The sequence below is a fragment of the Catenulispora sp. GP43 genome (assembly GCF_041260665.1).
Lineage (GTDB): Bacteria > Actinomycetota > Actinomycetes > Streptomycetales > Catenulisporaceae > Catenulispora.
The window spans coordinates 214,812-240,228 of the sequence record NZ_JBGCCT010000008.1 but is presented as its reverse complement, the minus strand read 5'-3'; the positions used below and the strand labels follow the sequence as shown (position 1 = coordinate 240,228).

At 69.8% G+C, this 25,417-nt stretch carries 18 protein-coding genes and 1 pseudogene; 8 read left to right on the top strand and 11 right to left on the bottom strand.

The features are described from left to right. Positions 1 to 752: 752 nt before the first annotated feature. The 3 genes and pseudogenes from ABH926_RS18680 to ABH926_RS18670 form a co-directional block, all read left to right on the top strand. Positions 753 to 2,267 (top strand): annotated as a pseudogene (locus ABH926_RS18680) (MFS transporter); the annotation flags it as partial. Between the two features lie 108 nt (positions 2,268 to 2,375). Continuing rightward, a complete protein-coding gene (locus ABH926_RS18675; RefSeq protein ID WP_370367070.1) occupies positions 2,376 to 3,251 on the top strand; it encodes a collagen binding domain-containing protein in 876 nt (291 codons plus the stop codon). Between the two features lie 303 nt (positions 3,252 to 3,554). Then, a complete protein-coding gene (locus tag ABH926_RS18670) occupies positions 3,555 to 4,319 on the top strand; it encodes a putative hydro-lyase (protein WP_370366928.1) in 765 nt (254 codons plus the stop codon). Positions 4,320 to 4,332: 13 nt separating this feature from the next. On the opposite strand, the gene ABH926_RS18665 is transcribed toward ABH926_RS18670, so the two are convergent. Beyond that, positions 4,333 to 4,701: a VOC family protein gene (locus ABH926_RS18665; protein WP_370366927.1), complete on the bottom strand. Its 369-nt coding sequence runs from the start codon at positions 4,699 to 4,701 to the stop codon at positions 4,333 to 4,335. After that, on the bottom strand, positions 4,698 to 6,143 hold the full coding sequence (locus ABH926_RS18660) for an MFS transporter (RefSeq protein WP_370366926.1): 1,446 nt from the start codon (positions 6,141 to 6,143) through the stop codon (positions 4,698 to 4,700). Before ABH926_RS18660 ends, ABH926_RS18665 begins: the two co-directional genes overlap by 4 nt. A gap of 110 nt (positions 6,144 to 6,253) precedes the next feature. Here ABH926_RS18660 and ABH926_RS18655 point away from each other — a divergent pair, with 110 nt between their 5' ends. Then, positions 6,254 to 6,958, top strand: coding sequence for a TetR/AcrR family transcriptional regulator (locus ABH926_RS18655; RefSeq protein ID WP_370366925.1), 705 nt, complete (start codon positions 6,254 to 6,256; stop codon positions 6,956 to 6,958). A gap of 72 nt (positions 6,959 to 7,030) precedes the next feature. On the opposite strand, the gene ABH926_RS18650 is transcribed toward ABH926_RS18655, so the two are convergent. Next, positions 7,031 to 7,957 carry an endo-beta-N-acetylglucosaminidase H gene (locus ABH926_RS18650; RefSeq protein ID WP_370366924.1) on the bottom strand — a complete coding sequence of 309 codons (927 nt, stop codon included), beginning with the start codon at positions 7,955 to 7,957 and terminating at the stop codon, positions 7,031 to 7,033. Between the two features lie 246 nt (positions 7,958 to 8,203). Here ABH926_RS18650 and ABH926_RS18645 point away from each other — a divergent pair, with 246 nt between their 5' ends. Continuing rightward, positions 8,204 to 9,007, top strand: a complete 804-nt coding sequence (locus tag ABH926_RS18645) for an SPFH domain-containing protein (protein WP_370366923.1) — start codon at positions 8,204 to 8,206, stop codon at positions 9,005 to 9,007. A 99-nt stretch (positions 9,008 to 9,106) separates the two neighbouring features. On the opposite strand, the gene ABH926_RS18640 is transcribed toward ABH926_RS18645, so the two are convergent. After that, a complete protein-coding gene (locus ABH926_RS18640) occupies positions 9,107 to 9,643 on the bottom strand; it encodes a hypothetical protein (protein WP_370366922.1) in 537 nt (178 codons plus the stop codon). Between the two features lie 193 nt (positions 9,644 to 9,836). On the opposite strand from ABH926_RS18640, the gene ABH926_RS18635 reads away from it, so the two are divergent. Further along, positions 9,837 to 10,976: a TPM domain-containing protein gene (locus ABH926_RS18635; RefSeq protein ID WP_370366921.1), complete on the top strand. Its 1,140-nt coding sequence runs from the start codon at positions 9,837 to 9,839 to the stop codon at positions 10,974 to 10,976. Between the two features lie 293 nt (positions 10,977 to 11,269). Here the strand turns inward: ABH926_RS18635 and ABH926_RS18630 are convergent, their stop codons facing one another. The 6 genes from ABH926_RS18630 to ABH926_RS18605 form a co-directional block, all read right to left on the bottom strand. After that, on the bottom strand, positions 11,270 to 13,024 hold the full coding sequence (locus ABH926_RS18630; RefSeq protein ID WP_370366920.1) for a beta-galactosidase family protein: 1,755 nt from the start codon (positions 13,022 to 13,024) through the stop codon (positions 11,270 to 11,272). 120 nt (positions 13,025 to 13,144) lie between these two features. Continuing rightward, a complete protein-coding gene (locus ABH926_RS18625) occupies positions 13,145 to 14,515 on the bottom strand; it encodes a sugar ABC transporter substrate-binding protein (RefSeq protein ID WP_370366919.1) in 1,371 nt (456 codons plus the stop codon). 55 nt (positions 14,516 to 14,570) lie between these two features. Then, positions 14,571 to 15,509 (bottom strand): carbohydrate ABC transporter permease, encoded by a 939-nt coding sequence (locus ABH926_RS18620; protein WP_370366918.1) that lies wholly within the window; start codon positions 15,507 to 15,509, stop codon positions 14,571 to 14,573. Positions 15,510 to 15,512: 3 nt separating this feature from the next. Beyond that, positions 15,513 to 16,430, bottom strand: coding sequence for a carbohydrate ABC transporter permease (locus tag ABH926_RS18615; protein ID WP_370366917.1), 918 nt, complete (start codon positions 16,428 to 16,430; stop codon positions 15,513 to 15,515). A gap of 68 nt (positions 16,431 to 16,498) precedes the next feature. Next, positions 16,499 to 17,689 (bottom strand): ROK family protein, encoded by a 1,191-nt coding sequence (locus tag ABH926_RS18610; protein ID WP_370366916.1) that lies wholly within the window; start codon positions 17,687 to 17,689, stop codon positions 16,499 to 16,501. A gap of 157 nt (positions 17,690 to 17,846) precedes the next feature. Further along, positions 17,847 to 18,869: a LacI family DNA-binding transcriptional regulator gene (locus tag ABH926_RS18605; protein WP_370366915.1), complete on the bottom strand. Its 1,023-nt coding sequence runs from the start codon at positions 18,867 to 18,869 to the stop codon at positions 17,847 to 17,849. Positions 18,870 to 19,026: 157 nt separating this feature from the next. Between ABH926_RS18605 and ABH926_RS18600 the strand changes: the two genes are divergently transcribed. Continuing rightward, positions 19,027 to 20,502 carry an endo-1,4-beta-xylanase gene (locus ABH926_RS18600; protein ID WP_370366914.1) on the top strand — a complete coding sequence of 492 codons (1,476 nt, stop codon included), beginning with the start codon at positions 19,027 to 19,029 and terminating at the stop codon, positions 20,500 to 20,502. A 28-nt stretch (positions 20,503 to 20,530) separates the two neighbouring features. Continuing rightward, positions 20,531 to 23,464 (top strand): DUF4132 domain-containing protein, encoded by a 2,934-nt coding sequence (locus ABH926_RS18595; RefSeq protein WP_370366913.1) that lies wholly within the window; start codon positions 20,531 to 20,533, stop codon positions 23,462 to 23,464. Between the two features lie 160 nt (positions 23,465 to 23,624). Here ABH926_RS18595 and polX read toward each other — a convergent pair whose 3' ends face one another. After that, the gene (gene polX, locus ABH926_RS18590; RefSeq protein ID WP_370366912.1) at positions 23,625 to 25,382 is read right to left on the bottom strand and encodes a DNA polymerase/3'-5' exonuclease PolX; all 1,758 of its coding nucleotides are present in this window, start codon (positions 25,380 to 25,382) and stop codon (positions 23,625 to 23,627) included. Positions 25,383 to 25,417 lie beyond the last annotated feature (35 nt).

Sequence of the window (25,417 nt, the reverse complement as noted above, 5' to 3'; positions counted from 1 at the left end):
AAGGCGTTTAATCCACGAGAATCCAACGCTTCGGTAACGGGCGGGAGGCGAGCCGGGGCTACCGGCGAGTCACGTGCCGGATCGGTACAGCAGGGGTCGACGCAGAGCGATCAAGCCCCTCATCCAGCGGGCGCGGCGACCAACTCGGTGAGCCGCGACAGCGGGGAGCGTGAAGGGGAGAATCCTGTCGACGGTATAGAGCGCACCGCCAAGGGCCCGGCCAGCCATGGCTATGACGCCCTCCGTGGCCTGGGTCCGGCTCATCGCCCAGGCCAGATGCTTCTTCCAAGCGGGTGACGAGCGAGCACGTGTCCACACGTGTCCACCGCGCCGGCCTGAGTCCGGGTCGCCACCGAGCGCCAGTACCAGATGCGGGAACGCGATCAGGGACAGCGCCGTGCCGAGTTCCGAGGGCGCCGGCGGACTAGTCGCGCCAGAAGTCACGGTTCTAATTCAGTGAGTCCAACGAACACATGTCCTACGGGCCCGCTGCGCGCCACTATCTCAGAGTTCGTCAATAGACCCCCTATCCACTATTGTGGTACGGAGCCGTTTCGTATTGGAGAAGGTGGTGCGGATGTACGTCATCAAGTCCCGCGCCACACGTCAGCGGCACGACAATGCGCGAATAAGCCGCTGAAACGCGGCCGCCTCCTCCTCCTCGCATTGCCATTGCGAATTTCCATGTGGCGCCCCCTCGTGCACGCATCCTCGACATTTCCCAGCAGTTGTTCCGTTAGGTGTAACTCCCCATGTCCTCAACCAACCCCGCCGCCGCGTCGCTCGCGGACCCCCGCCGCTGGAAGGCGCTGGCCTTCGTCGGCCTGGCGCAGCTCATGGTGGTGCTCGACGGCACCGTGGTGAACATCGCGCTGCCTTCGGCGCAGCGCGATCTGGGCTTCACCGACGCCGACCGGCAGTGGGTGGTCACCGCCTACGCGCTGCCGTTCGGCGCCCTGTTGTTGTTCGGCGGGCGGCTGGCCGACCGGCTCGGGCGCAAGCGGACGTTCCAGGTCGGCGTGATCGGGTTCGCGCTGGCCTCGGCGCTCGGCGGGGCCGCCGCCGACACCGGGATGCTGCTCGGTGCGCGGGCGTTGCAGGGGTGCTTCGGGGCGATGCTCGCGCCGTCCGCGCTGTCGCTGGTGACGGTAATGTTCACGGCTCCGGCCGAGCGGGCCAAGGCGTTCGGCATCTGGGGGTCGATTGCGGGCGGCGGGGCCGCGGTCGGTCTGATGCTCGGCGGGCTGCTGACGCAGTACCTGAGTTGGCGTTGGACGATGTTCGTGAACGTCGTGTTCGCCGTCATCGCGTTCTCCGGGGCGGCGATCACGGTGCGCGAGCCGACGCGCCACCGCGACCACGGACGGTTGGACTTTCTGGGCATCTTCCTGGTGACCGGCGGGCTCGGCTGCCTGGTCTACGGGCTCTCCCGCGCCGAGTCCGACGGATGGAGCGCGCGCATCACCGTCAGCCTGCTGATCGCTGCCGGGGTCGCGCTCGTGCTGTTCGTCGTCGTCGAGGCGGTGTCCAAGGCTCCGCTGCTGCCATTGCGCGTGGTATGGAACCGCGACCGGGGCGGTGCGTACCTCTCACTCGGGCTGGCGATCGTCGGCATGTTCGGGGCGTTCCTGTTCCTGACGTACTACCTGCAGGCGGTGCAGGGGATGTCGCCGATCCGCAGCGGCGCGGCATTCCTGCCGATGGTCGGCGGCATGCTGATCGGCGCGACGCAGATCAGCGCGCGCCTGATGACCCGGGTACGGCCGCGCTATCTGATGCCGCCGGGCTTCCTGCTCGGCTCGGCCGGCATGCTCGCGCTGACCCGGATCACGGTCGGCGGCTCGTACCACACCTGGATCCTGCCCGGGATCATCGCACTGGGCCTGGGCATGGGCTGCGCGTTCATGCCCGCGATGAACGTCGCCACCGGCGGCGTGCACCCGCGCGACGCCGGCGTCGCCTCGGCCATGGTCAACACCTCCCAGCAGGTCGGCGGCGCGATCGGCACCGCTTTGCTGAGCACCCTGGCCCTGAGCGCCACCCGTACCTACACCGAGGCGCACACCGTCGCCGACCAGACGTCGCACCAGGCCGCTCTACTGCACACGCAGGCCCAGGTGCACGGGTACATCACGGCGTTCTGGTGGGCCGCCGCTCTGATGTTCGCCTCGGCGGTGGTGTCATTCGTCTTGATCAGCTTCCATGTCGGCGTTCCGGTAGTTGCTACATACGGGGCCGAATCCGTAGGCCAGGCCTCAAATGCCGAGCCGATCACGGCTGTCCACGACGCCATCGCCGCCTCCGCCGCGGCCCTCTCCACCGCGCCGCTCTCCCCCGACGCCATCACCACCGAACCCGCGGAGTTCCAGCTCCCCATGCACGACGCCGTCCCAGACATGAGCCCCCAACCGCAGATGTCAGGCATCGCCTACGGCCACTCCACCATCGGCCACCAGGGCCAGGGCCCCATGCCTGGTACGTACAACGGCGACGGCGTGCTCATCCACGGCCGGGTCCGGGACCGCGACGGCGCCCCGATGCCGATGGCCGTGATCACCGCGGTGTCGCCCCAGGGTCGGCAGGTGGGCCGGGCCCGCAGCGGCGCCGACGGCGGGTACCAGCTCGGCGTGCCTCGGGTCGGCGCCTACGTGCTGATCGTCGCCGCCGACGGCCGCGAACCGGAGGCCTCGACCATCACCGCCCGCGAACGCAGCGTCCGGCACGACATCGCGCTGGCCGAGCGCGGCCGCCTGGCGGTCACGGTCCGCGCCACCGACGGCTCCCGCATCGGCGGCGCCACCCTGATGCTCACCGACACCACCGGCGACCTGCTCACCAGCCGCCGCACCGGCGAGGACGGCACCCACACCTTCCGCGACCTCCCGGTCGGCACCATCACCCTGGCGGTGAACGCGCTCGGCCACCGGCCCGGCGCGCAGTCGATCACCATCGACGGTCACGGCACCACCCGCGCCGAGATCGAACTGCACCCGGCGGTACGCCTGGTCGGCACAGTCCGCGCCTGGTCGACCGACTCCCCGCTGGCCGACGCCCGCGTGATGCTGATGGACGGCGCGGGCAACGTCGTAGCCACCGCCGACAGCGACCCGGAGGGCTCGTACGCCTTCGCCGACCTCGACGCCGGCGAGTACACGCTCATCGCCAGCGGCTATCCGCCGGTGGCCAGCGCGGTGCGGGTGGACGGACGGATCGACAGTCGGCACGACGTGCAGCTGGGGTATCCGGAGTGAGCACGGTGGCGGCGGCCGGAGTCGGCACCGGGTCGTAGATCGAGGCGCGCAGCGAGGCGCGAACCGGAGTGAGAACCGTGGCCACGACCGGAGTTAACACGGTGGGCAAGATCGGAGCGAGCGCCAGGTCGCGAAATGAGGTGGGCACCGTGTCGCCAACCAAGTTGAGCACCGCTACTGCCACCGGAGCTGACACCGTGCCACCGGTCCTGGTGCCGTGGCGGTGACCGGAGGTAGTACCAAGCCGTCGACCACATCAAGCGCCCTGTTGTCGACCGCCCCGGATCGGCTTAGCGTGCCGTTATGCCCGAAACACCGGCCGAGCTGCGCGCTGGATTCCGCGCGGGGGCCGGCGGGCCGACGTCCGGGCTGGCCCCCGGCTTCCGGCAGGCGAACCTGCTGATCGTGCCCGCCGACTGGGCCTACGACGTGCTGTTGTTCGTGCACCGCAACCCCGATCCGTGTCCGGTGCTCGATGTCACGGACACCGGGTCGCGCCGCACGCCGTTGGGGGTCGGTTCGGACCTGCGTACCGACCTGCCGCTCTACCGCGTGTGGCGCGACGGTTTGCTGGTCGAGGAGCCCACTGATGTGACGCACGTGTGGCGTGAGGACTCGGTGGCGTTCCTCACCGGGTGCAGCTTCACCTTCGACAGTGCCCTGACCAGGGCCGGGCTGCCGTGGCGCTACCCGGGCCGGAACGTCGCGATGTACCGCACCAACCGCGAGTGCCGGGCGGCTAGCCGCGTGCACAGCCGCCTGGTGGTCTCGATGCGTCCGGTGCCGGCGGCCCTGGTCGAGACCGCCTCGCGGATCACGGCCCTGATACCTGCCTCCCACGGGGCCCCGGTGCAGATCGGGGACCCGGGCAAGCTCGGCATCAGGGATCTGGAGCGGCCCGACTTCGGTGATCCGCCGCAGATGCTAACCGGGGACGTCCCCATTTTCTGGGCCTGCGGGGTGACGTTGCAGGCGGCCGTGGTCGCCTCGCGCATCCCGTTCGCCATCACCCACGCGCCGGGGCACATGTTCATCACCGATGTGCCCGAGCCGCAGATCGCCCCATGAAGCACAGGATCGATCACGGCGCCCGCGTGAGGATTTCCATAGCATGCCCGTCCGGGTCGTCGAAGTACACCCCGCGACCGCCCCAGCGCGTGTTGATCTCCCCGTGTCCGTCGCCGCCGGGCTCGGCGTAGTAGTCCAGCCCCCGCTCCTTGATGCGGGCGAAGGCGGCGTCGAACTCCGCGTCGTCGACCAGGAAGGCGTAGTGCTGCGGTTGCGGATCGGCGGCGGTCATGTAGTCCAGCGTCACGCCGTTGGCGACGGCGACCGGCGTGAACCGGCCGAAGTCGGGGCTGACCTCCAGCCCGAGGATGGACGCCAGGAACGCGGCCGAGGCGCGCTTGTCGCGGGCCCGGACGATCGTGTGGTTCAGCTGGATACTCATTTCTTCTCCTGGGTCGAACGGATCATTACCAGCATCGCCGCGGCCATGGCGGCGAGCAGCCCGGCGGCCCACGCGATCGCCGTGGCGTAGCCGTGGACGAGCGCGGCCTGACGGCCCGGTGCGGTGGGCGGATGGGAGAGGAGGTACGCGGCGGTCGCGCCGACCGCCAGCGAGTTCAGGACCGCGGTGCCGACCGAACTGCCGACCTGGGTCGCGGTGTTGACGACAGCGGAGGTTATACCCGCGTCGTGATGGGTCACCCCGCGGATGGCGAGTTGGAAGGAGGGCGGGAACAGCATCCCCATGCCGGTCCCGACCAGGATCTCGGCCGGCAGGATCGGCAGCAGGTAGCCGCTGCCGGAGGTCAGGCGGGTCATCAGGAACAGCCCCGTGGCGGCGACGAGCAGCCCGCCGGCGATCAGAAAGCGCGGCGCGACGCGCAGCATCAGCCGGTTCCCCAACTGGTAGCCGCTGACCGCGTTGGCCAGCGCCAGCGGCAACACCGCGGCCCCGGCGCGCGCCGGCGAATAGTGCAGCACCTCCTGGAGGTAGTACGTCAGCATCAGGAACATCCCGAAGGCCCCGACGACCCCAGTACCGACCGCCACACAGGCGGCGACCCGGTCGCGGTCGGCGAGAATCCGCAGCGGCAGCATGGGATCCGGCACCCGCCTCTGCCGTGCGGCGAACGCCCCGAGCAAAGCCACGCCGCCGATCAGGGCACTGATCACGATCGGCGAGGACCAGCCGTCCCGGGCTGCCTGACCGCATCCCAGCACCACGGCGGCCAGTCCCCCGGTGGCCAGGACGGCCGAGACGGCGTCAAGCCCGCCGGTTGCCGACCCCGGCTGGTCGGGCAGCACGGCACGTCCCACCGCTAGTACAACGACGGCGAGGACCACGTTGACGAACAAGCACCAACGCCATCCCAGGTACTCGGTGAGGATTCCGCCGAGCAGCAGACCCAGCGCTGCGCCGCTGCTGGCCACAGCGCCGTAGACGGCGAACGCTCGGGCCCGCTGCCGGGTCTCGGTAAACGTGACCGCCAGCAATGACAGCACGCTCGGCGTGATCAGCGCGGCGAATGCGCCTTGCAGCGCGCGGCCGGCGGCGAGCACCGGCAGCGAGGGGGCCAGGCCGGCCAGCAGCGAGGACAGTCCGAACCCGGCCAGCCCGAGTTGGAAGGTGCGACGCCGCCCGAACAGGTCCGCGGCCCGGCCGCCGAACAGCAGCAGGCCGGCGAAGCACACGGTGTAGGCGGTGACCACCCACTGGCGCTGGGCGTCGCCGAAGCCCAGCGCGTGCTGGGCCGAGGGCAGCGCGATGTTCACGATCGTCGCGTCGAGGGCGGTCATGAGCTGGGCGGACGCGATGACGCCCAGGATCAGTCGGCTGCGGTCGGGGCGTGCGGCGACGTCCCGGTCCGCCGTGGTCGCGGTCATCTTCGGCACCTCCGGATAAACGAAGGGGTTCCCTCCGATACTAAGCGAAGGGGTCCCCTCCGTCTACTGGTAGGCTTGGCCTCGACCGGAACGGCCGGAAGGGACACCGCATGCGAGCCGACGCCCGCCGCAATCGAGAGCGGCTGATGACCGAGGCCCGGGACGTGTTCGTGGAACGCGGCCCGGAGGCGTCGCTGGAGGAGATCGCCCGGCGTGCCGACGTCGGCATCGCCACGCTCTACCGGCACTTCGCCGATCGCAGCACTTTGATGCACGCCGTAGTGCTGCACGCGCTGACCTCGACAATCGAGGCGGTGCACCAGGCGCAGCGGGAGAACGAGGACCCGCTGGACGTCCTGGCGGCCTACATCCACGCCGTCATCGACCTGCGGACCTCCGCGGTGATCCCGGCCTTGATGGGCGCGATCGATATGGACGAACCCCACATCAAAGAAGCACGCACGACCTCGGCGCGCCTCATCGAGGCGATGATGGAGACCGCGCGCAAGGCCGGCCGGCTGCGCGAGGACGCGGCGTTCGCCGACATCGGCCTGCTCGTCGTGCGCTTCTCGCAGCGGCTTCCGGGGCCGTTCACCGCCCAGGCCCAGCAGGCTCTGGCCCACCGGCACGCCGACCTGCTCATCGCGGGCCTGCGGGCCGACCCGTCGGCGCCGCCGCTGAGCGGGCCGGCGCTGAATCTGGCCGATCTGCGGCACCTGTTGCCCGGGGAGCAACACCAGGAGGACGAGCAGGAGGGCGCGCAGCAGGACAGGCAGGAGGACGAGCAAGAAGTCCGGCAGGACGGCGGCTCGTGAAAAAGCCGCGGCGCGGGCTCTCCCGCCTGGGAGCCCGCGCCGCGAGATGAGGGTTCTGCTACGCCGGCCTTCTCAGCCGGTGTACACAGCCTTGCTGCCGTACAGGACCTTGGTGAAGCTCGAGATGTACGTGTGGATGTCGGTGGCACCCAGGTTGTACGTCATGAAGACGCCGTATCCGCCGTTCACGGTCTGCTGGGCCAGGCTGGCCGCGTCACTGGACGGGGTCGAGGTGACGTCGATGGCCGCCGGGGACAGGTGGCTCTTCGGCAGGTTGACGTCCGGGACGCTCCACGAGTCGTAGTACGGGTTCCACGCGTAGTTGAACAGCGGGCCGACGTCGGTACCGTTGTAGCTCAGGCTGGAGGCCGCCGGGCCGATGTCGTACATCGTGATCAGCTTGTTCGGCATGTCGGCGCGCAGCGCCTGGACCAGGTACACGAACGAGCTGGCGTTGGGCTGGCCGGTGCCGTTGGTGCCGTAGTCGGCGTACTCGTCGTCGAAGTCGATGCCGTCCAGGCCGTACTTGGCGACCGCGTTGGACAGCTGCTTGGCGAAGGCCGCAGCGGCCGACCGCGACGGGAAGTTGGCGAAGCCGGCGCCCTGGTGGTTGCCCAGGATCGACAGCTCGACCTTGATGCCCTTGGCCTGCAGCGGCCGGATCTGGGTCGCGGCGTTGTCCAGGACGCTTTGCACCTGCGGGTTGAAGTACAGGTAGGCGTTGGTGCCGTCGTAGTTGATGTTGGCGGCGAAGATGACGGCTATGTCGAAGACGTTCGCACCGCCGGTGGCCAGCTTGTACTTGCCCACGTTCAGCATGCTGTTGCTGTTGACCTCCACGTACGCCACGGAGATCGGGCCGCTCTTGGTGGCCCCGGGCTTGGCCGTGGCCTTCGCCGTCGCCGGGGCCGCCTGCGCGACGCCCGCCATGCCGGCGAACGCCAGCGTCAGCGCGCCGGCGGTGAGCAGGACCTTCCACCTCGATCTGGATCCGTGCATCGTCGATCAAGCTCCCTTGCTGGGTGAGGGTGACAGGTGGGGCGCTCGGTAGATAAACCGATTCAGTGAGGTGAATATGCTCCTGCCTGGAAGGCGTGTCAAGAGGCGGGCATCAGGTGCCGCTTTCCTGAAGCGTTTTAGGGATTCGTGATCCGGGCTCTGATCCCCGGCGCGGACGGCGGGGCTATAGTGGCGCGGTTCGATCAGGACCGCAGTGTCCTGCGCGACCTATGGGGAGGAAGTGCTATGGGGTCGTTGGAGAAGCGGGCGTGGCATGCACCGGGGATATTCGGGTTCCTGCCGGCCTTGATCTGTCTGGTGTTCCCGCCGTTGGGACTGTTCCTGTTCCGCTCGCCGGTCGTCGTACGGCCGAACGAGGCGATCGTGCTGACCCGGCTGGGCAAATACTCCGGGACGCTGCGCAAGCCCGGCTGGTACGCGGTCAACCCGCTGGCGCACAAGAACCGGGTCTCGCTGAAGATCCGGACGAACGACAGCGAGTACCAGAAGGTCAACGACATGGACGGCAACCCGGTCGAGGTGTCGGCGATGGTCGTGTGGCAGGTCCAGGACACCGCCAAGGCGGTGTTCGACGTCCTGGACTACGACGACTTCGTCGCCCTGCAGACCCAGGCCGCGCTGCACCACACGGCCAGCCGCTTCCCGTACGACAGCCACGGCCAGCAGCGGCTCTCGCTCAGCGGCGACCCCGGGGCGGTGGCCGAGGCGCTGCGCACGGAGTTGGGGGAACGGCTCGTCCCGGCCGGGATCGTGGTCACCGACGTGCGGCTGCGCCGCATCGCCTACGCCCCCGAGGTCGCCGGGAACATGCTGCGGCGGCAGCAGGCCGACGCGGTCGTCGGGGCCCGGGCGAAGATCGTGCAGGGCGCGCTCGGCATGATCGACTCCGCGCTGGACCACCTCGGCGAGCGGGGCGGCGTGGCGTTGGACGACGACCACAAGGCGAAGCTGGTGTCGAACCTGCTGGTGGTGTTGTGCAGCGAGCAGCATGTGCAGCCGGTGCTGAACACCGGGTCCGGAGCAGAGTGACCGGGTACTGATTCAGTGCCGAGTTCCGCACTGAATCAGTACCCGCTGAACCCGCGCATGGGCTGAGCCGTCAGCGGCCCGGCGGGCAAGCGCCCGGCCTCAGGACCCGGGGAACTTGAAGACCGCGGCGGGAATCAGGCCCCTGTCATCCGGCGGCGGGGGGCTGCCTTCCGGGTAGGCGGCGAAGTTCACGTCGACCGGGGCGATGTCGCTGTCCGTGCCGGCCGGCACGACGGCGTCGAGGTCGTCCGACTGGTCGGAGTAGACGGCCACCGGCTCGTCGGTGTTGTTCTCGACGTTGGCCGCGGTCATGCCCCGGACCTGGAAGTCGGTGCCGATCGGCAGGCCGTTGCCGGTGATCACGTCGCAGCCGGTGCCGGTGCGGCCGGGACCGGTGTACAGCGCGACGTTGCCGAGGCCGACCATGCCCAGGGCCATGGTCATGGCCTGGATGTCGGCGGCCGGGCCGCAGGCGGCGTCGTAGCCGTTGTCGCTCTGGACCGGCAGGTGCCGGCTGTTGTTCGTGCTCTTGTGCGTCACGGTCGCGGCCGAGGCGAAGGCGGCGGGGGCGAGGATGCCGGTAGCCGCGAGGGCGACGGCGGCGGCGCGTCGAGTACGGGGACGGAGATCGGCCATGGGGTAAAGAGCCCTTCCCTCGATAGACGGAGCGCTCAGGCTTGCAACAGCCTTCTTCCGAGATCAAGTTCGGTTGCTCCGTTCGTGCCGGGTTTGCTCCGAACGGGTTCGGCGCGGTCGCGGGCCGTCGCGGGCGCCGCCTACGGTCGATCAACGGATCATCGGGCATGTCCGAGCACGGGAGAGATCGGCGATGGCGAGGGCGACGCGGGTGCGGGTGTTCGTCTGTCGCTCGGCGGTCTTGGTGTTGCTGCTGTTCGGGGTCTCGGCCGGTTGGACCGTGGGGGTGCCGCAGACGGCGCGGGCGGCGCTGCCCGCCGACACGCCGATCCAGCTGGACCGGATCGGGCAGGTCACCGACACGGTCGGCGCCCTGGGCAACCGGCGCGACGAGGTCGCGGCGGCGTTGACCCAGCTCGACGCGCAGCGCGGGATCCAGCTGTTCGTCGCCTACGTCCGTGACTTCTCCGGCAAAGCCCCGGGTGACTGGGCGAACGAGACCGCGACGAAGAACGGGCTGGGGCTGCACGACGTCCTCCTCGCGATCGCCACCCACGCGCGCCAGTACGGGTACTCCACCGACACCGACTCCGGCGTCACCCCCGCGCAGCTCGCGACGGTCGCCTCCGCCGCGATCGAGCCCGCGCTGCGGCAGAACGACTGGGCCGGGGCGGCGATCGGCGCGGCGAACGGCATCGGGGCGGTGGTGGCCGGGCTGCCGGTGCCGACCGTCGATGTCACACCGGGGCACGCCGACCCGGCGGCGTCGTCCTCGTCGGAGGCCGCAGGGTGGATCGCGGGGTCCGTGGTGGTTGTGGGTGCGATCGGCGCGGTGGGTTTCTATGCGTACTCGCGGTCGCGGCGTCCCCGGTCCTCGTCCCAGTCCCGAGGACCGGCGGGGCTGGTGCCGATCAAGGAGCTGGACGCCTCGGCCAAGCACGCGCTGGTCGCCACCGACGACGCGGTGCGCACCAGCGGGGAGGAGCTCGGTTTCGCGAGTGCGGAGTTCGGCGACGAGGCGGCGGCCCCGTTCGCCGACTCGCTGGCCGAGGCCAAGGGCGAGCTGATGGCCGCGTTCCGGATCCGGCAGGCGCTGGACGACGACATCCCGGAGGACGAACCGACACAGCGCCGGATGCTCGCGGAGATCATCGAGCGCTGCGACCGGGCCAACGCCCGGCTGGACGCCGAGGCCAAGGCCTTCGACCGGCTGCGGGCCCTGGTCGAGCACGCGCCGACCGCGCTGGCGTCCGCGTCCCAGGCCACCGGCGCCCAACAGGCGCGGGTGGCAAAGGTGACGGCACTGTTCGAGCGGCTGCGCACCCGAAGGTGAAGGGGCGGCAGGAGCTGGCGGCCTCGAGCCTGGACGCTCAGTTCAACGACTTGGAGGGGCTGGCCGACAAGGCCGAGGTCGCGAAGCGGTTGGCGGCACTGAAGGCCGGGTGAGGAGGCCGGGACACGATGGCGGCGGGGCTCGGGCTGCGGTGGGATCTGCGGCCGAGCGAGCTGCCGCCGCACATGGCAAGGCCGCCGCTCCCTCAAGCGGCGGCCCCACCGGCTTCGCTCCCCCACCGGCTTCGCTCCCCCGCCGGCCTTACTCCTGTCGTCCTTACTCCGGTGCCGACCTCACTCCTCGGTCGGCCCCAGGTCCGGCACCGGCCGCAGCTCGGCACGCATCGTGCGCGCGCCGTGCAGTTCGAGCACCACCAGCTCGTTCGCCCCGGCGCGCAGCACCGGTCCCGGGACGTACAGCGAGCCCTGCGGCCCGCGGGACCAGTAGCGGCCCAGGTTGAAGCCGTTGACCCAGGCCACGCCCTTCGTCCAGCCGTCCAGGTGCAGGAAGGTGTCGGCGGGCTCGTCGACGGGGAACTCGCCCCGGTGGTAGCACGGGCCGACGGCCGCGCCGTCGCCCTCGATGAAGGTCAGGCCCGACAGGTCGTCCTGGGTCAGCGGGCGTGAGCTCCAGCCGGTGAGCGGCACGCCGTTGAGGTGGACCGCGCCTATCAGGCCTTTGCGGTCAGCAAGCTTCGGGCCGTAGTTCACACGACCCTGGTTCTCCACCAGCACCCGCAGCTCGGCGCCGGCGCGCGGCACTGTGAACGCCGCCACGTGCTCGTGCTGCTCCCGTTCTAGTACGGCGACCGGCTGTCCGTCGACGAACACCTGTGCGCGGTCGCCGATCTGCTCGAAGAACAGGTTCGCCGGTCCGGCCGCCGGGAGCTGTGTCTCGTAGAGCACGAACCCGAAGTCCTGCCCGAGCTGCTCCATCGTCAACGGTGCCGCGGAGTCCTGGGCCTGGCCGAGGACGGCCAGTGCGGCCGGGTCGAACAGCGGCGCGCGCCCGGTCAGCTCCACCGGGACCGGGGCCAGCTTCGCGGAAGCCTCCGGTACCTCCTCGTCCGGCACCGTCTCGTACTTGCCGATGATGGACCGGAACCGCCGGTACTTCTCGGTCGGGTCGCCGGCCTCGTCCAGCGGTGAGTCGTAGTCGTAGGACGTGACCGTGGCCCGGTAGGTGCCCTTGTCGTTGGCGCCGTTCGTGAACCCGAAGTTCGTGCCGCCGTGGAACATGTAGAAGTTCACCGACGCGCCGGCCTGCAGCAGCTCGTCCAGCGCGGCGCCGGCGTCCTCGGCCGGGCGTCGTGCATGGATGCCGCCCCAGCGGTCGAACCAGCCGTTCCAGAACTCCGCGCACATCAGTGGTCCGGTCGGCTGCTGCGCCCGCAGTGCGGCCAGCGAGGCGGTCACCTTGCCGCCGAAGTTGGCGGTGGCCAGGACGCCGGGTAGCGCGCCGTCGGCCAGGTCACCGGGTTGGTCGGAGGTGAACAAGGGCACGTCGATGCCCCGCGACGCCAGCGCCTCGTACAGCCGTTCCATATAGGCGGTGTCCGAGCCGTAGGCCCCGTACTCGTTCTCCACCTGTACGGCGATGATCGGTCCGCCGCGGGTCCCCAGCCGTGGTAGCACGATCGGCATCAGCGCGTCGAGGTACCGTTCGACTGCCTGCAGGAACGCCGGGTCGGTGCTGCGCAGCTTCAGATCGGGGTCGGCGAGCAGCCACGACGGCAGCCCGCCGCCCTCCCACTCCCCGCAGATGTACGGCCCGGGACGCAGCAGCACGTGCAGGCCCTCGGCGGCGGCGAGGTCCAGGAAGCGGGCCAGGTCCAGGATCCCGGCGAAGTCCAGGGAACCGGGGTGCCGCTCGTGCAGGTTCCACGGCACGTAGGTGTCGATGGTGTTCAGGCCCATCAGGCGGGCCTTGCGCAGCCGGTCGGGCCACTGCGCGGGGTGGACTCGGAAATAGTGCAGGCCGCCGGAGACGATCCGGAAGGGCCGACCGTCGAGGGCGAAGCCGTCGTCGGTGATGTCGAGTACTGCCACGTTCGTGTTGCTCCCTGTGGTTCTTCCACGGCAGGGTCGGTTCGCGGCAGGGCTGCCTGTGCGGCCGGCCGGGAGGGCACGGCCGCACAGGGCCCGGGTCCGCGGGTCGGGCCGCCGGCGCTACTTGACGGTGAAGCCCTGGTCCTTGGCGTACTTGGTCGAGGCGTCCTGCCAGGCCTTCAGGCCGTCGGCCAGGGACGAGCCGCCGATGTAGGCCTTGCCGGCGGTGTCGTTGAAGACGCTGTTGGCGTAGACCTGGAAGGGCAGGTAGGACCAGCCCGGGGCGACCTCGGCCGCGCTCTGGGCGAGCACCTGGTTGATCTTCTCGTCGCCGAAGTAGGGGTCGGTCTTGTTCAGGAAGTCCGGCGAGTTCAGCTGCTTCACCGTGGCCGGGAAGGCGCCGTTGTCGACCCGGGACTGCGCGCCCTCGTCGACGGTCGCGTACTTCAGGAACGCGTAGGCCAGCTTCTGGTTGGTGCTGGCCTTCATGACGGCCAGGGAGCTGCCGCCGTTCTCGGAGGTGACCTTGTCGCCGGCGTTCCACTGCGGCAGCGGCGCCACGCGCCACTGGCCCGAGCCGGACTTCACGCCGGACTCCAGGGAGGCGGGCATCCAGGCGCCGATGACCAGGGAGGCGATCTTGCCGGAGGCCATGCCCTGGTACCAGGCGTCGCTCCAGGAGCTGATCGGGGCCAGGTCGTGGCCGTCGATGAGCTGCTGCCAGGCGGTCGCGTACTTCTGCGTCCCGGCGTCCGTCCCGAAGTTGACACCGACCGTGGTTCCGCTGACGGAGTAGGGCTTTCCGCCGGCCTGCCAGATCATGCTGGTGGTGAAGCCCGCGTCGCCGGTGTCGTTCGTGATGTAGGCGGTCGGGTCGGCGGTGTGGATCTTCTTGGCGTCGGCGATGTACTCGTCCCACGTGGCCGGGGGCGTGGTGATGCCGTACTTGGCGAAGACCGTCTGGTTGTAGAACAGGGCCATCGGGCCGGAGTCCATCGGCAGGCCGTAGACGCCGCCGTCGGCCTGGACCGAGTTCCACGGCCCGGGGGTGAACGTGCCGTTCAGCGAGGCCGCGCCGAACTGGTCCAGGTTCGCCACCGACTTGGTCAGCTCGAACTGCGGCAGGGCGTAGTACTCGATGTGCGCGACGTCCGGGACGCCCTTGCCGGCCTGCACCGCGTTCTGCAGCGCCTTGTACTCGTCGTTGCCGGTGCCGGCGTTGACCAGGTTGATGTGCACGTTCGGGTACTTGGTCTGGAAGTCGGCGACGACCTTCTTCAGGGTCGGCTCCCAGGCCCAGACCGTCAGGTTCCCGCCGGCGGTCAGCGCCGCCTGCAGGTCCGCGTCGGTGACCGTGGCGGGCTGCGAGGAGCCGGACGAGGTCTTGCCGCTGCCGCCGCTGCTGGACGAGGATCCGCAGGCGGTCGCGGCCAGCGCCACGGCCAGCGCGGTCGCGCCCAGCAGGACGCCGCGTCGACGGGTTATCGTCATTGCTGTTCCCTTCTCTTCATCAATCGGAGGGTTCCGCGGTCGGGCCGGGGCGCCGTCAACCTTTCACGCTTCCGGCGCTCAGGCCCGACTGCCAGTACCGCTGGAGCAGCAGGAACGCCGCGATCAGCGGGATGATCGTGATGAGCGAGCCGGTGATGACGAGGTTGAACACCACGTCTCCGCCGGCGGTGTGGGCCTGGTCGTTCCAGGTGCTCAGGCCCAGCGTCAGGGGGTACCAGTCCTGGTTCTTCAGCATGATCAGCGGCAGGAAGTAGTTGTTCCAGGTCGTGACCACGTTGAACAGCAGCACCGTCACGATGCCGGGGGCCAGCAGCGGCAGGCTGACGGAGAAGAACGTGCGGAACTCCCCCGCGCCGTCCATCCGCGCCGACTCCATGATCTCCGGGGGCACCGCCTCGGAGCTGAACGTCCACATCAGGTACAGGCCGAACGGCGAGATCAGCGAGGGAATGATGATCGCCCACGGGGTGTCGGTGATCCCCATCTTGGAGAACATCAGGAAGGTCGGGACGGCCAGCGCCGTCGCGGGCACCGCGACCGCGCCGATCACCACCGCGAACACCGCCTTCTTGCCCACGAAGTCGAACTTGGCCAGGCCGTAGCCGGCCAGCGTGGCCAGCAGCGTCGCCCCGCCGGCGCCGACCACGACGTACAGCAGCGTGTTGAGCAGCCAGCGGCCGAAGATGTCGTGCTGGTAGCTGAACGTGTCGCCGACGTTGGAGAAGAAGCCGAACCCCTTGAACCACAGCCCGAAGGAGTTGAACAGGTTCTGCTGGGTCTTGGTCGCGTTGATCGCCAGCCAGGCCAGCGGCAGCAGGGTGTACGCGGCCATCACCGCGCACAGCACCGTCAGCGTGACGCTCTTGCGGCGCAGGTGCGGCGCGCGCCGGGCCTTGGCCCGCAGCGGCGGCGGGGCGTTGTGGGGACGTCCCCACTTAGCCGGGCGTGCCGTTTCCAAATGCTCTGTGGTCACGGCTCAGACCGCCTTTCGCATGCCGCGCAGCTGGACGGCGTAGGCGACGATCATCGTGGCCACGCCCATGACGATGGCGATGGTCGCGGAGTAGTTGAACTGCTGGCCGTCGAAGGACAGCGAGTACGCGTAGTAGTTCGGGGTGTAGAACGTGGTGATGGCGTTCGGCGCCAGGTGCTTGAGGATGCTGGGCTCGTTGAACAGCTGGAAGCTGCCGATGATCGAGAAGATGGTGGCGATGACCAGCGCCGGGCGCAGGGCCGGGAGCTTGATCGACCAGATGATCCGGAACTGGCCGGCGCCCTCGATCGCCGCCGCTTCGTACAACGAGGGGTTCACCACCCGCAGCGCCGAGTACAGGATCAGCATGTTGTAGCCGACCCACTCCCAGGTCACGATGTTGCCGATGGACGCCAGGATCAGGTGCGGGGACAGCGGGTCGGGCAGCGTGACGCCGAAGTGCTTGTCGATGTCGCGGACCAGGCCGAACTGGGTGCCGTACATGAAGCTCCACATGAGCGTGGCGACCACGGCGGGGACGGCGTAGGGCAGGAAGACCGATATCCGGAAGAACGCCGCCCCGTACAGCCGGCCGCTGTCGATGGCCAGGGCCAGCAGCAGCGCCAGCCCGAGCATGATCGGCACCTGGACGACCAGGAACAGCGCGACGCGGGCGAACGAGGTCCAGAACTGGGAGTCGTGCAGGGCGTCGCTGTAGTTCTGCAGGCCGACGTACTGCGTTCCGCCGATCAGCTTGGTCTTGTACAGGCTCAGGTAGATCGAGTAGCCGATCGGGGCTAGGAAGACCAGCGCGAACAAGGCCATGAAGGGGCTGACGAACCGCCAGCCGACCAGGGACCGCCGGCGCCGCGCGGGTCGGCGCGGGCCCGGGCGGGCGAGGTCCAGGGGTGGGGACGCCATGGTCTGTCTTCGCTCCTTGCTTCGCTGTGTACTGCTGGAGGTAGTACCGGAGGTAGTACGGGGACGTGCTACGGCAGGACGAACGTCTCGAAGGCCAGCACCGCCATGCCCAGGGACACCGGGTTGTCGGCGATGCGCGAGGCGGCCAGGGTGACCGCGTCGTAGGGGACGGCCAGCGAGTACTGCTTCACCACCGGCTCGACCGCCGCCAGCAGCGGCTCGCCGAAGGCGGCGCTGACCCAGCCGCCGACGACCAGCAGTTCGGGGTTGAGCATGTTGACGGCGTTGGCCAGCGCCATGCCCAGCGGCCGCGCGAAGCGCTCCAGCGTGGCCACGGCGACCGGGTCGGCGCGGCCGGCGGCCTCGGCCAGCCGGGCCACGGTCGCGGCCTGATCGCCGGGGACCAGCAGCGGACTGTCCGGTTCCACCTCCGTGAGGAGATCCAGCAGCGCGGCGGCGCCGACGTAGGCCTCGACGCATCCGCGGCTGCCGCAGTGGCACGGCAGGCCGTCGGCGACCAGTACGGTGTGGCCCCACTCCCCCGCCGTGTTAGTACGGCCGCGCAGCAGCCGGCCCTCGGCCACCACGCCGAGACCGACGCCGGTGCCGAGGTTCACCACCACGGCGTCGTCGTGGTCCCCGGCCTCGCCGAACATCATCTCGGCCAGCGTTATCGCCTTCAGCGGGTTGTCCAGCAGCACCGGCAGATCGCAGCGCTTCTGGAACAGGGAGGTGAACGGGACGCCGTGCCAGCCCCAGTTGGGGGCGTGGACGGAGACGCCGCCCTCGCGGTCCACCTGGCCGGGCAGGCTGACGCCGACCCCGGCGACGTCGGCGGCGCTGACTCCGTCCAGGGCGGCGATGACGCCCTGGACGGAGTCCACGACGTGTCCGACCACGGAGTCGGGGTCGTTGTCGGTCGGCGCGACCGGCGTCTGGAAGTGCCCGACCCGCGTCATCGCCTGGTCGAAGATCTCGGCGATCACATAGGTCTCGGCGAGGTCCACGCCGACCAGGTACGGAGCCGAGGCCCGCATCTTCAGCTGGCTGGCCGGACGTCCGCCGCCGGAGCGCGTGCTCTGCGTCTCCTCCAGCAGCCCGGCCGCGGTCAGCTCGCCGATGATCGTCCCGGCCGTCGCGACCGACACGCCGAGCTGTGCGGCGACGTCGCCTCGGGTCAGCGTCCGGCCGCCGTAAAAGCTCCGCATCACTTCCACGCGGTTGGCACGGCGCAGGTCGCCGGACAGGCGGGGTCGCATCTCGGTAAGCTCCTAGCGATTCTCAAGGGCGTTCTCACCGGGCCGCCGGGGCTCGGTGAGGCTTGAGATTACGCAGACGTTTCCCCTTCGTAAACCCCTTAGCGAAACCGTTATTAAAAGGGTTATCAAATCGAGGCGCGCGATGCCGGGTCGCGCCCTACCGTCGAAGCTCCGCCGTCGAAGCCCTGACCACCAGCCGGGTCGGGAGCATGATGTGGGTGCCCTCCGGTGTGGATTCCCCGCGAATCAGACCGATCAGCAGCTCCACCGCGCGCCGCCCCATCTCCCGGATCGGCTGCTCGACCGTGGTGAGCATCGGGGTGCAGCGCGTGGCCTCGGGGATGTCGTCGAATCCGACCACCGACAGGTCCTGCGGCACCCGCAGCCCCATCCGCGTCGCCACCTCAATCGTGGCGATCGCCGACAGGTCGTTGGCGGCGAACACCGCGGTCGGCCGGTCGGGGCCGGCCAGCAACCGGGCCGCCTGCTCGGCGGCGGTGTCCGGGTCGTAGGAGCCGAGCCGGACCAGGTCCTCCTCGACCGGGACGCCCGCGGCGGCCATCGCCTGCCGGAAGCCCTGCTCGCGCAGCTGCGCCGAGAGCAGGTCGGGCCGGCCGGTCATCATCGCGATCCGGCGGTGGCCCAGGCCCAGCAGGTGCTCGGCCGCGGCGTGCGCGCCGCGCAGGTTGTCCGAGTCGACAGTGGGGCGCCCGCCCGGGCCGGCGTGCGGATCGACAGCAACGACCGGGGCGCCGTACTGCAGGTCCACCACGGTCGGGGTGACCAGGACGGCGCCGTCCACGAGCGTGCCGGACAGCCGCGACAGGTAGCGGCGCTCCCAGCCCACCTGGTCCCGGGCCCGGCCGCCGGCCGAGTAGACGACGAGCTCGAACCCCGATCCGCGGATCGCGTCGCCGGCCCCTTTGAGCAACTCGGCGCTGAAAGGTTCAAGGTCGGCCACCAGGATCCCGATGACGTTGGTCTGGTGGTTGCGCAGGCTCTGCGCCACCAGGCTCGCCTCGTATCCGAGCTCGTCTATAACGGCCTTGACACGGGCCGTGGTGTCCGCGGACACGCCGTAGCGGTCGTTGATGACCTTGGAGACCGTCGCGACCGAGACGCCGGCATGCCGGGCGACATCGCGGATGGTCACGCGCGAGGGGATCGGGTCGGTCTGCACGCGGCCCAGGATAGCGAACCCTCGAAAACGATATCGATAACGATTGACACCCCGTAACGGCGGACGCAGACTCTGACCCGTTCGAGCCTCGTCCCGGACCTGAGGACTCCCCCATCACCAGGCGTTGTCCAGGAATTGATTGGAAGGAGCACGCCCCATGCACAACCGCCTCACGTACCACCACCGCACGCACAAAAGCCGCACGTACAACCGCAGACTGGCCGCCGCGCTGGCGGTCGTCGCCAGTGCCGCACTGGCCGGCAGCCTGGCCCTGGTGAGACCGGCGTCCGCGGACACCTCGCTGAAGCAGCTGGCCGAAGCCAAGAGCAAGTACTTCGGCACCGCGCTGGTCCAGTCGAACCTGAACAACTCCACGCTGGTCGGGGTCGCCACGTCGCAGTTCGACATGATGACTCCCGGCAACGAGATGAAGTGGGACACCACCGAGCCCTCGAACGGAACGTTCAACTTCGGCCCCGGTGACGCGCTGGTCGCCTTCGCGCAGGCACACTCGATGCGAGTACGCGGTCACAACCTCGTCTGGCACAGCCAGCTGCCCTCGTGGGTGTCCAGCCTGCCGAGCAACCAGGTGCAGGCGGCGATGGAGACCCACATCGCCACCGAGGCCACGCACTACAAGGGCGAGGTCTACTCCTGGGACGTGGTCAACGAACCCTTCAACGACGACGGCACGCTGCGCCAGGACGCCTTCTACAACGCCATGGGCACCGGGTACATCGCCGACGCGCTGCGCACGGCCCACGCCGCCGACCCGAACGCCAAGCTCTACCTGAACGACTACAACATCGAGGGCGAGAACGCCAAGAGCAACGCGATGTACTCGTTGGTACAGTCGCTGCTGTCCCAAGGCGTGCCGATCAACGGGGTCGGCCTGGAGAGCCACTTCATCCTGGGCCAGGTCCCCTCCACGATGCAGGCGAACATGGCCAGGTTCGCCGCGCTCGGGCTGGACGTGGCGGTGACAGAGCTCGACGACCGGATCCAGCTGCCGGCCTCCAGCGCCAACCTGGCGCAGCAGGCGAGCGACTACTCGACGGTCGTGTCGGACTGCCTGGCGGTCACGCGGTGCGTCGGGGTGTCGCAGTGGGGCGTGGGCGATGCGGACTCCTGGATCCCCGGCACCTTCTCCGGCTACGGCGCCGCGACGATGTACGACCAGAACTACCAGCCGAAGCCGGCCTACAACGCGGCGGTCAGTGCGCTGGGCGGGAGCGTGACCTCAAGTTCGTCCACGCCGACCTCACCCACCTCGCCGACCTCGCCGACGTCCTCGAGTCCGTCGCCGGGCGGCGGCGCCGCCTGCAAGGTGAGCGACGCCGTGGACGCCTGGAACACCGGCCTGACGGAGAACATCACCATCACCAACACCGGATCGGCGGCGGTCAACGGCTGGAACCTGGCATTCACCCTGGCACCGGGGCAGATCATCACCAACGGCTGGAACGCGACGACAAGCCCGTCCTCCGGCGCGGTGAACGCCACGAACATGAGCTACAACGGGGCGATCGCACCAGGGTCCTCAGTCAGCTTCGGCTTCCAGGCCACCCACACCGGGAACACGGCCGCGCCGTCCTCGTTCAGCCTCAACAGTCAGGCTTGCGCCACCGGCTGAGCGGCGCCGCACTCGTTAGGCTCGGGGCATGAGCGTGGATCCCGAAGACCGGTTCGAACTGCCCCGCAAGTTCCAGCACGGAGTCATCCGGCGGAACCGTTGCGACCGGGCCGGCATCGAGCCGTTCTCGAAGGCCGGCTCCGTGGATCCTCAGGGCTTTGCGACGTGGCGCAGCATCGATCGCATCGTCGCGGCGGACGGTCCGGCCGCGGCGGTGCGCTCGTTCGCCGCGACCAGCGCCGAGGACAAGAACTTCGCCAGCCACAACTGGGGCCGCAAGAGCTTCTACGACAGCCATCTGTCCGACCGCCGCTGGCCCTTGATGCTGCGGCTGCTCGATCTGGTCCGCTCGGCCACCGACGAGGAGTACGCCGAGGCCATCGCGGTGGCGGAGAAGATGCGCGACGAGTACCCGGTCCCGGCGTCCCGCGCCGCGATGGCGGTGCTCGCACTGGAGCGGCCGCAGTGGTGCACGGCGGACATCGCCGCCTACACCGCGGACAGCGACTTCGACAACTACGTCGCCAGGCTCCTGATGGTCGCCTCCACGACCCGGGACCAGGCCCGCGAGCTGGGCCGGCGGATCCGCGACTGGAACTGGGTCAACGACGACCGCCGCGCCGAGGGCACCTTCCTGGCCGCGATCGACGCCGGCGCCGACGAGTTCCTCATCGGCTGCCTGGCCCACGATCGCTGGCACGCGCTCAACCTGCTGCCGAAGCTGCCGAGCGACCTGGCTGTCAATACCCTGATCGGCGAGCTGGGCCCGAAGGACGCACAGGCGGCACTGCTCGAGGCCGCCAAGCGCTTCCCCCGACGGGTGCTGCGTCTGCTGGCCGAAGCCGAGCCGGCGACGCAGGTGGACTACGTACTGCGGCTGCATGTCGCGGCCGGACCCCAGGTGGCGCGCGAGGAGTTGCCGCGACTCTCGGAGGTAGCACGGCAGCGTGTACGCAGCCTGCTGGGATCCGACAGCGCCACGGGCAGCGAGGACTCGATCCCCATCGCCGCAGCGGCCGACCTGCCGCACGTCCTGGTGGTCCCACCGTGGACGGATCGCAAGGCGGGCAAACCGATCGCGCTGAAGAACCTGCCGGCCCCGGCCCCCTTCTTCCGCTGGCCGTCCCAGGAGACTTCCGGCCCGGCCGCCATCCCCGAGCCGGCTCCTTCCCCGGCCGAGGCGGGGAACCAGAGCAAGATTGTGCAGACCATGGCAGAGTGGCTGCACTCGGAGTACGCGCCGTACTCGGAGGCCGCCGACGTCTTCTTCCGGCGATACCCCGAGGAGGCGGTGCGCCAACTGCTGGTCTGCGCCCTCGGCACGGCCGGCCCCGAGCGCCGGACGGCCGAGGCCGTGGTGCGGTTCGTGGCCCGCGAGGGCTTGGCGGACGTCGTGGCACTCGCCGGCGAGACCGGCCCGGAGGCGGCGGCCGCGACGCAGGCGGTGCTGGACCGCCGCGGCCTGGACACCTTCCCCAAGTCCATGCCGACGGTGCCCCTGTGGGCCGACCCGGCGTCGCTGCCGAGGATTCTGCTGGCCGGTCGCAAGGCGGCGTTACCGACGTCGGCGGTGCGGTTCGTGGTCCAGATGCTGACCATCTCCTCGCACCGGGACGTCGGCCCGTACGGCGGGATCGAGATCGTGCAAGAGGCCTGCGACACCGCGTCACTGGCGGAGTTCGCCTGGGGCCTGTTCGAGAACTGGGCCGGCGCGGGGTATCCGACCAAGAAGCTGGGCTGGGCCTTCGACACGCTGCTGTGGTTCGGCGACGAGGAGACCGCGCAGCGCCTCGCCCCGCTGGTGCGCGCCTGGCCCGGCGAGGGCGGCTCGGCCCGCGCGGCGGCGGGGCTGGACGTGCTCATCGCCGTGGGCGGCGAGGCGGGGCTGCGCGAGGTCTACGACATATCGCAGCGCTCGTCGTTCACCGCCCTGCGCGCCGAAGCCTCCCGGCGTGTGGCGAAGGCCGCCACAGCACGAGGGCTGAGCGCGGACCAGTTGGAGGACCGACTGGTCCTGAACCTGGGCGCCGGCCCGGACGGCACACTCACCCTGGACTACGGGGCCCGCCACTTCACCGTCGCGTTCGACGAATACCTGGCGCCGTACATCAGCGCCGAGACCGGCAAACGCCGCGCCACGCTGCCGAAGCCGTCCGCCAAGGACGACGCCGCACTCGCAGCCGAGGCACAGCGGCGCTTCACCGCACTGAAGAAGGACGCGAAGACGTTCGCCGTCCGCCAGGCCGCCCGCCTGGAGCAGGCGATGGTGACCGGCCGCCGCTGGTCGGCAGGCGAGTTCCGGTCGGCGTTCGTCGAGCACCCGCTGCTGCGCCTGCTGGGACGGCGCATCGTCTGGGGCGAATTCGACACCGACGGAGCCCTGAACGCGGCCTTCCGCATCGCCGAGGACGGCACCTTCGCCAACGTCGCCGACGAACGCCACACCCTGAGCCCGGACCACCACGACGGCACCGGCACGATCGGCGTGGTGCACCCGGTCCATCTGGCCGCCGAACTCAGCCACTGGGCCGAGATCTGCCACGACTACGAGATCATCCAACCCTTCCCGCAGGTGGGCCGCCCCACCTTCGCCCTGACCCCGTCCGAGTGCGAGGCGACCCGCCTGGACCGCTTCTGCGACACCCGGCTCCCGACCGACCGCTTCCTGGCCCTGCACCGCACCCCCGGCTGGGGCGGCGCGGCCCTGTGGGACTCCGGCAGCACGGTCGCGACCGGCCGCCGCCTGCCGGGACACCGGATCCTGATCGTGCGCGTCAGCCCCGGCTACCGCGAAGGACGCCTCGCCGACACCCCGCAGCAGACCATCACCGACATCTGGCTCAGCCCCACCGACAGCCACGGCCGGCGCGGTGCCCGCAGCGAGGCACTGCCGCTGGGCGGGATCGAGGCGGTGGCGGCGAGCGAGATCATCGCCGACTTGGCGGCGGCGGTGGGGGGTTGAGGGGGACGGAGCGGGCGGCGGCGGGTGGGACGGGAGCCGGTCGGCAGTGGGCGAGCACGGTGTGACAGGTGGATCCCGCATCCCATAGAGGGGACTTTGTTCGGGGGACCCGGAACACGGCGACCACAAGCCGCAGTGACTCGGACGCACGCGCAGCGACTCAGCCCGGCGCGCGATCGTGAACACGCGAACCGCCGGCCGCCGCCTTCCGCAAGAACCCCCGCAGCCGCGTCAAACTCCACGTGTTGATCACATCATCCTTCGTCAGCCACCCCCGCTGCGCAGTGGCGATGCCAAACCGCTGGTTCCCCAGCGCCAGCGTCGAGTGCGCGTCGCTGTTGATCGCGAACTTCACTCCGTGGCGCTTGGCCGCCATGACCTGCTCGTCGTTCAAATCCAAGCGCTGCGGTGAAGCATTGATCTCCATCGCCGTGCCAGTACGGGCAGCCACCTCGAAGACGGCGTCCAAGTCGACGTCGATGGGTTGGCGGCGGTCCAGGAGGCGTGTTGTGGGATGGCCGATGATGTTCACGTACGGGTTCTCGCAGGCTCGGATCAGGCGCTTGGTCTGGGCGGCCCGGTCCAGGCCGAACGATGAATGGATCGAGGCCACGCACAGGTCGAAGCCGGCCAAGAACTCGGCGGGCCAGTCGACGTCGCCCTTGGCGTCGATGTTGAGTTCGGTGCCGTGGAGGATGCGCATGCCGTTGTACGTACGGTCCAGGTCGCGGGCTTGGGTGCGCTGGGTGAGCATCTTTTCGTCGGTCATGCGCTGCATCACCAGGTCGGGCGCGTGATCGGTGACGGCGTAGTACGCGTAGCCGAGGTTCGCGGCGGTTTCGAGCATCTGTTCCAGAGGAGCCAGGCCGTCGGTGAGGTTGGTGTGGGTGTGCAGGTCGCCGCGGAGGTCCTTGAGCTGGACCAGATCGGGGAGGTCGCCGGTGGCGGCGGCCTCGATCTCGCCGCGGTCCTCGCGCAGCGTCGGCGGGATCCAGGGCAGGTCCAGGGCCTTGTAGACCTCTTTCTCGGTGCGTGAGGCCAGCTTCTTGCCGGATTCCACGTCGAAGAGCCCGTACTCGGAGAGCTTCAGGCCCTCCTTCACCGCACGTCCCCGCAGCTTGATGTTGTGCGCCCGCGATCCGGTGAAATAGATCAGGGCGGCGCCCCAGTCGGCAGGTGGGACGACCCGGAGATCCACCTGGAGGCCTTTATCCGTCCGGATGGAGGTCTTGGTGGTACCGCTGCCGATCACCTGCGCGACTTCCGGGCGTGCCAGGAGCGCCGCCATCAACGGCGCGGAGTCGGTCGCGGTGGCGAGGATGTCGATGTCACCGACCGTCTCGCGCATCCGGCGCAGGGAGCCGGCGTAGTCGCACTTCTTGCAGCCGGGGACGCCGGCGAGCTCGGCGACCAGGTCCTCGGCCAGGTCCAGGGCCGTGTTGAGCAGGGTACGGCCGGAGGTCTGGCTCAGCTGGTCGATGCCCTGCCGGATGTTCTCGACGGTCTTCGCCCCGAGCCCGGGCAGCCCCTTGAGCTTGCCCGCGTCGGCGGCCTCGCGCAGCTCGTCGACGGACTTGATGCCGAGCTTGCGGTACAGCAGCACAGCCGTCTTCGGTCCCACGCCGGGGATGTTCGTGATCTCGCGGACCCCGGGCGGGATCTTGGCGCGCAGGGCCTCCAGCGCCTCGATGCGGCCGGTGGCCAGGTACTCGCTGATCTTGTCGGCGGTCGAGTCGCCGACGCCGGGGATCTCCCGCAGGCCTGCCTCGTCCAGGTGGGCGAGGTCCCCCGGATAGCCCCCGACCGAGCGCGCCGCCTTCTCGTAGGAACGTGCTCGGAAAGCGTTGCCGCCGTTGAGCAGGATGAGGTCGGCGTACTCGCGCAGCAGCGCGCCGACTTCGTCGTTGAGCCGCGCCATGGGGCCAGTCTAGGAAGCAGCCGCAGACCGGCAAC